Consider the following 8,687-nt stretch of genomic DNA (forward strand, 5'->3'; position numbering starts at 1 on the left):
TCGATACCCGTTAAACCCAATCCCCTGCCAAGACGACTAGGTGCGTGACAGCCCAAACGAGCGCTCCTAGAAGTGCTGGCAGTTGTCATCGTTCGATCGCATGGAGTGGTGATAGCGATCGCCCGAGGCTTTTGCTCGGGAGCGGTTTTGCGATCGGGTGCAGTTCCGGGCTCGGGGGGACTTTCGGCTTAAATACTGTCAGCCGATTATCGTTCGGCGAGCTGCGCCAAATAGCGCAAGGCATCGGCAATATAACGCGCGCAATCCCGGGGCGACTTATCGTAGAATGCACGCCAGGCAAGCGCTTTCTCGCTGTCATAGTCCGCCTCGCGACCGGGATGCTCGTCCAGCCACGCCAAACGAACCGCATGACCGACGAGTACGTCCAGCACCAGATACTCCTCAATGTGCAACTCGGGATTGCGCTCGAACAGGGCGCTCAGCTCTACTAATGCCTCGATCGTGACTTGGCGGTACTCGGGCGAGTCAATTTTGTTAAGCAAATGCTCTACGCGCAGCGCGAAGTTCTTTTCGCCTGGCGTCATCTCCGAAAGCAACCGCTTGCTTTCGAGGCGGTTGCGCCGCTCGAACTTATCGCCGATGACGATGCCCGGGCAGCCTTTTAGGAGTTGCCAGACGCTGGGATAGAAATCTTTCGGCACTCGATTTAGCGCGCCGGTTAACTGCCGCCAGCGCAACCACCCTTCGGTCGTGTTTTCCGCCTCTGCATCCGGCTCCACGGATCGCACGATGACGTCGATACTGCCCAGGGGAGTGCGCGCGTGCAATGATTCCTGCTTCTGCAACATCGCGTAGGTTGAGTCGTAGCTTTCTAAAACCCGCCGCAAGCGTCGCTGGATCTGACTCGGCGGTAGTTTCATCAGCAAGTTATAAGCGTCATCTTGAGGAATGACGTGCTCCTGCCCCAACTCGCTAGCCAGCAGCAAAATCAAAAACCCGACGCGCAACATCAATAAGCCGTCCAGTAACTTCGGCTCCGATCGCACGATCGCGCTGAGGTAGATCAAAATCTCTTGGGTTAATACGCGATCGCCGATGTCCTCGCGACAATACTGGCAGATGCGATCGTAAATTTCCTGTCGCGACATCGGTTGATGAATTGCCGACCCTTCATCGTACGACCGCCCGACGGCAATCTGTTTGCCGTGAACGAGAATGTCCGTTACCGCATCGGATAAACCGATGTCGATCTTGCCAAGCAACCCAGCACAGCGCCGCACGACCGACCAGTGAATCGTCCCAGTCACCTCCGAGGAACCGGCCTTGGCGTATACCTCTTCCAGCAGCATTGCCACCGTTACCCGACGTTCGGGACCGCCAAAGCCTGTATCGAACTTCACACCCTGCAGTCTTACCAACGCCTGGAGCAACTCCACCTGTTCGTAAAGATTGGGCGACGACTGCAGGGTAGAGAGCAGCAAGCTCAAATTGGTTTCGCATTCCAGCGCAAATTCCTGAGTGTGGCTGAGCGGTCCGCAGCGCTCAGGACAATGGGGTAGGTGCTGCGGACGCGGTCGCGCGTTCTTGACCGCGGCGTCGGCCAGCCGAATGTTATTGAGACTATCGATGCGTTCGCTACTGGCCGTGAGGAGTAGCTGCTGCAAGCGCCCGAGCTTAACGCACACGCCGTTGCACTCACCAGCTTTGAGTTCCTGCAGCAGTTCTAAAAAAGGCTCGAGCATACCGCGATCGCCCGGTTCCTCATCGCTTGACGCCAACATGCGATGGGTCAGCAGCAGTGTCATCATCGGCCGCCCGAGGTCAGACCACTGACGCTGTAAATAGGCCAGCTCGCTTTTGAGCAAGTCGATAGTGAAGTGGTAGTCGAACGTGAGATAAAACTGCTGTTCGTCGAGGAAGGCAGGCAAAAACACAATGGTATCGCCGCAGATACGGAACGCACGCGAGGTCGTCAAACTGCGCAAGCGCCGGTGCGGCAAGCCGCTCAACCCCAGAGCATCGTTGCGCCCGACCTGTCCGTAGGTCGTCACGAGATCGGTGGCTCGGCGAATTTGAATTGGCTCAACCTGCTGCGGTGTTTCCGTTGCAATGTTGTGGTCGGCAAGTTGCGACTGCAAGGCTTCGTCTTCTGCCAATAACGCAATCTGCACGACAGCCGCGCGATCGCGGCCGACCTTCAAATGCCGTCCCAGCGGGTCGATATCGCCGGGCGAGATCGTGCCGTCCGCGAGCATTTGCCCCAGCAAATACAAGCTTTGCGCCCATACCAGCGGTAGATTCTCATTCGGGAGGCGCTGTTGCGAGTAAGGACGCGCGCGCTCGGCGTCGATGCGATCGCTGGGCACGTAATACACCTCTGGCAGCAGCTCCCAGCCGTCGCGCTTGACGCTGACGCGTTGTAGGCGATCGCGATACTCGCGGACTCGGTCCAGATCGCCGCTAAAGAGGGCATCCAGCATCAGATACGCAAAAAATAGCGGCCACTCGCACTCGATATGCTCGAACTGCTGCAATTCGTAGGGTTCGTAGTGCAAACGCGATGTATCTTCAATCGAGGTTTGGTGCCCGTCGCGCAGAAATCGCTTGCAACCGTAGTTCCCTTGCAGGCTAGCTACGATCTTGGCACGCGTCCGCTCCACCAAGGCTCGATCTTCAATCGCGAAGGCCGGGAAGCCAATGACGCTTAACAACGCGGCATCGGTTTCTTTGGAACTGGACTCGCGGGGCAGCAACGACTCCAAGGTGAGACGCGATCGGGCGATTTCGTCAGGCAAAACGTGAATTGCCGATGCTGGCGAGCCGCGCGTCCCGAATAGGTCGAGACCCTGCAAGGCTTCCAACGCAGCCTTTGCCATTCCCACCGAGCTAGCATTCAGCTCCGGCGCGCCGTGGTTGATTTTGTGGCCGCGCTCCCAAATGCCATAGTCTGGCGTGCGATAAGCGCGACCGATGTAATAGACCAGGTTTTGAATGAAGTTCACCTCATCCAGGGTGTAAATAATCTGCACGCCGGATGCCGTCATCTGCGCCAAAACCAGCAGATAGAGCGAAGTTGCATCTAACTGCAGATGGCCCCACTCGTCGTCTCCGACGACCGTACGGCCGGTCGTCGTGCCGTACTTAGCGTGCAACGCGTTGCGCGGGGTCTGAATGTGCTTGAACGCCTCGACCTTGTCGGACTGACGCATCATGCTGTAGAGCAGCCCGCGCATGAGTTTGATGACGCTGTGCTCGAGTTCGAAGCCCGTTGAGCTGTCGGGATCGTGACGGCGATAGGCAAGTGCCAGTCCCCACACGGCCAGGATGCTGTAAGCGTTATCGCGCACCCAGGCATCGGTGTAATCGCCATGAGCGTTCACTGAAGTACTTGCCGGCAGCAAGCCTGTGACTGGATGCTGCCGGCAGAGAATGATGTCTTGAATCTGCGCGGCGTAAGCATTGAGGCGATCGCGAGTGGTAGGCATTGCGCGAGGTATCTCGAGGAAAAAGTTAGCCACTAGACTTCGGGAGGATATTGTCAAGTATTCTTTGCAAATAGTTGCAATCCCCTGCCATTCTGGTTACATTTGTTAATGAAGGGACGGCTCGATACAACATCTCACTAGAGGGCTATTCATCATGGAAGAGAATCGTAGCAGTGCTAAGTTCGGTTTTACGACGGAGGCTGAAAACTGGAATGGTCGTTTGGCAATGATCGGTTTTGCGGCAGCCCTGGTTATCGAGCTGCTGAGCGGCCAAGGCGTTCTCCACTTCTGGGGTCTGATGTAACCCGCGAACTAAGGTTGCTAGGCGATTGGTGTCAGGTTGCACCAAATTTGTCTGATGGTAATCTTCTCCGAGGTTGGGGTCTGTTTGGGACCGAGTTGCATGCGACTCGGTCTTATCTATTTTGGTTCGTTCTCGATTTGGGGTTGCAATCGGTTTCGGTCGATCTGCCATTGCTTGCGACCGCGCAGTCGTCAGGTTGTGCTTGCATTTCCTAGACACTGTGCTGTTTGGTGGGGGCGATCGCCCGAGCAACGGTCGAATTGCCTGCAGCAGCAGAGAGTTTGTGAACCTCGGCAGGACCCAATAGCTTGCGATTGATTGGCGGTATTCACCGTCCAGTGGGGAATGCATGCGAGTAGCAACCGTTCCTTGCGGCAATCGTACGGGGGTCTCGTAGTGGGACATTCAAATACGATCGCGACGATTTACTCCGGCAATTGAGGGCGTAGAATGCTACGTATAAGGACTTGCAGATATCTATGGACGAGAAGGCGGTACAGCCCCAGCGAGATAAGGTCGAACTTTCCGTGCAACTCGATTCAGAGCTGTTCGACCAGCTCAAGCACTTAACAAGCGACCCAAGCCGCATCGTGGAAACCGCGCTCAAGCAGTGGCTGAGAGGCGAGGGCACGCGCGAGGACGAACTCGCGCGCACGTTCCGCCGCAATCCACCCGTACCGCCGCGCGGGGAATGGAACGATTAAAGTGCTTGGCAGCCATATCCGGGACCGGGCGCGCTTGAGTTGGATGCAAGCTAAAGGTTTTTCCATACCTAAATTTTTTTGAGGAGCAACGTAAATGGGTGAGGCAACGGCAACGGCACGCGAACTGTTTCGCGCTGCCTACGAAAATCGCTATACCTGGGACGAGAACTTTCCGGGCTATCGTGCCGAGTTGACGATCCGACAGGGTGAAGAAACCTTCTCCGGGCAAGTGCTCGTAGGTGCGGATTTAAGTGTGGACGTAACAGGGATCGACGACGAGAAAGTTCGCGAGAGCGCTTACAACCAGATGCGCGACATCGTGACCCATCGCAAGCGCGCGAACTTCGAACAATCCCATGGCAAAAATGAGTTCTCCCTCGGCAATACTGACTCGAACGGCGCTGTGGAGATCTTAGTATCGGGTGATGCAATGGGCTCGAACTACAAAGTTCGCGATCGCCAGATCTGCCAAGTCAGCCGGGTAATGGGTCCGATGGCGTTTACGATTAACACTGCCGACAGCCTCGATACTGGCGCGGGCTACATTTCGACTCGCTACAGCGCAGTATTCCGCAACGCCAAGACCGACGAGCTGAAAGGCAAGAGCGATTTCGATGAAGCCTACGCGCGCGTGGGCGATTACTACCTCCCCGTGCAGCAAGTTGTGAATTCTATCGATAAGGGCGGTCAGAAGACCGCGACCGAGTTTGCCTTCTCAAACCTACGCTTGTTAGAAGCGGCTGCGGTTTAGGTCCGCAGCGCGCGTTGCGCGATCGCCAATCCGGTAACGCAGCAAAACCCCTCATTGCTCGGCGATGAGGGGTTTTGGTTTTGACGCAGTTTTTTCGGTTTGCTCAAGATGCGACTTCGTGGCCGGCCGCCGCGATTGCCTCGCGAATGGTGGCTTCCGAGACAGCGGTCTCGACGCGGATCGTTTTTGCCGTCGGATCGCCGCTAACGAGCGCGCTTGGGTCTTGTGCTTGGATGGACTGAGCGATCGCCGTGACGCAACCTTCACAAGCGATGCTGGGAACGTTGAGCGTAAGAGTCATGGGTCGAGATCGCGTTCGGTTGAAGCGATTTAAACGATAGCGGAGCCTCGCTGAACGATACAGCCGGCAGGGCTACCACTTTAGCGTAGAGGCATCCGGACCCTGCTCGCGCCGGGCTTTGCTTTCGCGCTCGAACCAGGCGACGATTTGCTGGTGTGTCAGGTCGGTCATGGCAACATCGAGGTCGCGAGCGATGGTCTGAAGCAACCGGTGCGAGGAGATTGTCAGCCGCGTCAGGAATCGCTCTTCCGAGTCCAGCAGCGCCTTATCGACGTCGGTAGACTCTTCTGGGGTGAGGTATTGCTGCGGCCGCGAGGCGCGATCGTCGGTCATGGGAACGGGAGTAATGGTGTTTATGGTTTCATTCTGCGCGATCTCGCGATCGCCACCCGCGCCCACATAGGGCTTGCTGAAAAAGTCCACAAAGTGAATTTAGGGGACAGAGAGCTCATGAAATTAGGCTTTCGCCATCTAGCCCCAGATTTTCGCCCCTAGATCTCGGCTCAAGTGCAAGGGTTTTGAGGCTCTAGCAACCATAACCTTGCACTTCTCTGACGCAGAAAACGCTGGAACCTTCTCGCTGAAACAATTCCAGCCTTTTTCAGCAAGCCCCACATAGCAAGTTCGCGCTCCAGGCTGCAGCGTGATTGCAAACCGCACCGCACGGTTCGCGTTGCCTTGCAAGCGACACCTGCAGCCGAGCACTGCGTCCGCTAAGAGTTTCCCAATCTGATACCAATTTGCACAATGCTTACGACAGATGAGGCAAAAAATTCTTTGAGTAAAGGAGTCCGATCCGTCATCTGTTGCGGCACTTCTTAGAGTTGGCATGAAGCCAGATTGTCTAACGCGCTCGCACGGAGAATTTTACGGCTGATTTTGATGAGGTTGTTAATGCTGCAAGTGCCGGGCTTGGGCAATCCAGTCCTGCAACTCTGCCGGTGACGGACAGAGGTCGCGGCGGTGCATCGTGGCTACTTGCAGGCGCAGAATCTGTTGGTGTAAACGGCGAACGGGCGTTTGTGCGAGCTGCCCGACCGAGGCGATCCCGGCATGCAGCAACAAACCGCAGTACTGACAGCCGACACCGGGCAAGCGCGCGAGGTCGGCCATCGCCACCCATTTATCGATCTCCTGACGCGGCGCGCGTAAAGCGTGCGCCAGTTCTTGGCGGGCGGGTTGCGATCGCGTGCGGTGCAGCAGTTGCAGCGTCGTTTCGATCCCGCGGCGTTCGAGTTGGCGACCGTACTCTGCGCTCAACCCCGGTAATCGTTCGATCGCCCAATCGCACCCGCATTGGCGGGCCGATTGGGTTTGTTTACCATGAGAAAGTGCCATGAACCTCCGCTTGCCAGCTGGTAGTCGAACGGGATTTTAATGTTTCTACGATTGCCCCAAATGCGTACAGTTGCTTACATGCAATAGTGACGCGATCGCTGCAAGCATAGCGCCGTCCAGCAGCAACGGCTGCAGGCACTTAACTTAAATAATAGGCGCCGAACCTAAGTTTCTTCCGATCCGACCTTGAATTTCTGCAGAGCGATGCCGATGGGCGACACCCTCCGCGCGACCTTACGCGCTCGCCGCCAGCGCCTGTGCGAGCGGGTTGCAGCCCCGGTTTTGCTGTGGTCCGGATGCGCGCCCGCCCGCAACTTTTCTGCCAATCGCTATCCACACCGCGCCAGCAGTCATTTTTTGTATTTTGCCGGGCTGCCCCTGAACGATGCTGTCGTGCGTCTCGAAGGCGGTCGACTAGAGCTGTTTCTGGACGACGAAACCCCAGCGGGTGCCCTCTGGCACGGCGCGCGTCCCACCCGAGACGAATTCGCCGCCGCGATCGGAGCCGATGCGGCCTACCCCCTCGACGCACTCCCGGCACGCAGTCCCGATGCAGCCACCATCGCCGTACAAGATGCGCGCTCGCTCCAGCAGCAGTGCCAGATCTTAGGCCGGGAGGTCGCGCCCGCCCACGCGCCAGATGGACCCGATCGCGAGCTCGCGGCTGCCATCGTTGCATTGCGTTTGGTTCACGATGCCGAGGCGATCGCTGCCCTGCGCGAGTCTGCCGCAATTACCATCGCCGCTCACCGGGCTGGAATGGCTGTAACGCCAACTGCTCGGACGGAAGCAGAAGTCCGCGCCGCGATCGAACGAGTCATCCTCGCTGGCGATGCCACGCTAGCCTATACCAGCATCGTGACCGTTCGCGGCGAGGTATTGCACAACGGTAGCTACGGCAATGCGATCGCACCGGGCGATTTGCTACTCGCCGACGTCGGTGCGGAGATTGCTAGCGGCTGGGCATCGGATGTGACGCGCACCTGGCCGGTTAGCGGTTGCTTTTCACCGACGCAGCGAGCGATTTACGATGTGGTGCTGGCCGCCCACGACGCCGCGATTGCGGCTGCGCGTCCCGGCGTCGAGTACCGCGAACTGCACGTGCTGGCTGCCCGCATTCTGGCCGCAGGATTGGTCGATTTGGGTATTCTCAAGGGCCATCCAGAAACCCTAGTCGAGCGCGACGCGCACGCGCTTTTCTTCCCCCACGGGGTCGGGCACCTACTCGGTCTCGACGTTCACGATATGGAAGACCTCGGCGACCTAGCTGGCTACGCTCCAGGCCGCGAACGCAGCGATCGCTTCGGACTGGGTTTCCTCCGCCTCGATCGCCTGCTCCAGGCCGGAAACGCCGTAACGATCGAACCGGGATTCTACCAAGTCCCCGCGCTGTTAAAGGACCCACGGCGGCGCGAGCAGTACGCCGACGCCATTAACTGGGAGCGTTTGGCTGATTTCCGCGACGTGCGCGGTATCCGTATTGAGGACGAGGTCCTGATTACAACAACCGGCTGCGAGGTGCTGACTGCCGAACTCCCAACGGCAGCCGAGGCGATCGAGCGACTTGTCGGCTCGGCAGGAGCGGTTTGAACTTGCTAATGAAACTTGTTGACGCGTGCATGAGACGTCGGCAATCATGGCATTTCACGCGGTCATGGAATTTGGCGGTGCCTATTGGCTGCAACAAGCATTCCCAATTGTTCTGACCGATCGCGGTCAGTTAGCCTGGATTATTCATGAACTCTTATGCGGAGACCCTATACCTTTTGCCGTAAAAGGCTTGCAGACTTTTTCGCTCAATGACAGTGCATTTCTATACAAATAGATTGGAGCCTAGCCTGAA

The 8,687-nt window shown here is 57.5% G+C and carries 9 protein-coding genes; 5 read left to right on the forward strand and 4 right to left on the reverse strand.

What is annotated here, in order from left to right:
- Nucleotides 1-206: 206 nt before the first annotated feature.
- Entirely contained in the window at nt 207-3,446 is a 3,240-nt protein-coding gene (locus KR51_RS03225) for a glycoside hydrolase family 15 protein (RefSeq protein WP_022604804.1), read from the reverse strand.
- A 154-nt stretch (nt 3,447-3,600) separates the two neighbouring features.
- On the opposite strand from KR51_RS03225, the gene KR51_RS17970 reads away from it, so the two are divergent.
- The 3 genes from KR51_RS17970 to KR51_RS03245 all read left to right on the forward strand — a co-directional run bounded on the left by KR51_RS17970 (nt 3,601) and on the right by KR51_RS03245 (nt 5,205).
- On the forward strand, nt 3,601-3,750 hold the full coding sequence (locus KR51_RS17970; protein ID WP_022604806.1) for a chlorophyll a/b-binding protein: 150 nt from the start codon (nt 3,601-3,603) through the stop codon (nt 3,748-3,750).
- Nucleotides 3,751-4,229: 479 nt separating this feature from the next.
- The gene (locus KR51_RS03240; RefSeq protein ID WP_022604808.1) at nt 4,230-4,454 is read left to right on the forward strand and encodes a type II toxin-antitoxin system CcdA family antitoxin; all 225 of its coding nucleotides are present in this window, start codon (nt 4,230-4,232) and stop codon (nt 4,452-4,454) included.
- Between the two features lie 94 nt (nt 4,455-4,548).
- On the forward strand, nt 4,549-5,205 hold the full coding sequence (locus KR51_RS03245) for a DUF3386 domain-containing protein (protein ID WP_022604811.1): 657 nt from the start codon (nt 4,549-4,551) through the stop codon (nt 5,203-5,205).
- Nucleotides 5,206-5,308: 103 nt separating this feature from the next.
- On the opposite strand, the gene KR51_RS03250 is transcribed toward KR51_RS03245, so the two are convergent.
- The 3 genes from KR51_RS03250 to KR51_RS03260 form a co-directional block, all read right to left on the reverse strand.
- Nucleotides 5,309-5,506 carry a heavy-metal-associated domain-containing protein gene (locus KR51_RS03250; RefSeq protein ID WP_022604814.1) on the reverse strand — a complete coding sequence of 66 codons (198 nt, stop codon included), beginning with the start codon at nt 5,504-5,506 and terminating at the stop codon, nt 5,309-5,311.
- 72 nt (nt 5,507-5,578) lie between these two features.
- Entirely contained in the window at nt 5,579-5,839 is a 261-nt protein-coding gene (locus KR51_RS03255) for a hypothetical protein (RefSeq protein WP_040655019.1), read from the reverse strand.
- 558 nt (nt 5,840-6,397) lie between these two features.
- Complete coding sequence (locus tag KR51_RS03260; RefSeq protein ID WP_022604818.1) at nt 6,398-6,844, reverse strand: DUF4332 domain-containing protein; 447 nt, start codon at nt 6,842-6,844, stop codon at nt 6,398-6,400.
- 210 nt (nt 6,845-7,054) lie between these two features.
- On the opposite strand from KR51_RS03260, the gene KR51_RS03265 reads away from it, so the two are divergent.
- On the forward strand, nt 7,055-8,434 hold the full coding sequence (locus KR51_RS03265; RefSeq protein WP_022604819.1) for an aminopeptidase P N-terminal domain-containing protein: 1,380 nt from the start codon (nt 7,055-7,057) through the stop codon (nt 8,432-8,434).
- A 46-nt stretch (nt 8,435-8,480) separates the two neighbouring features.
- Nucleotides 8,481-8,669, forward strand: a complete 189-nt coding sequence (locus tag KR51_RS19140) for a hypothetical protein (RefSeq protein WP_022604820.1) — start codon at nt 8,481-8,483, stop codon at nt 8,667-8,669.
- Nucleotides 8,670-8,687 lie beyond the last annotated feature (18 nt).

Origin of the sequence: Rubidibacter lacunae KORDI 51-2 (assembly GCF_000473895.1) — a bacterium.
Lineage (GTDB): Bacteria > Cyanobacteriota > Cyanobacteriia > Cyanobacteriales > Rubidibacteraceae > Rubidibacter > Rubidibacter lacunae.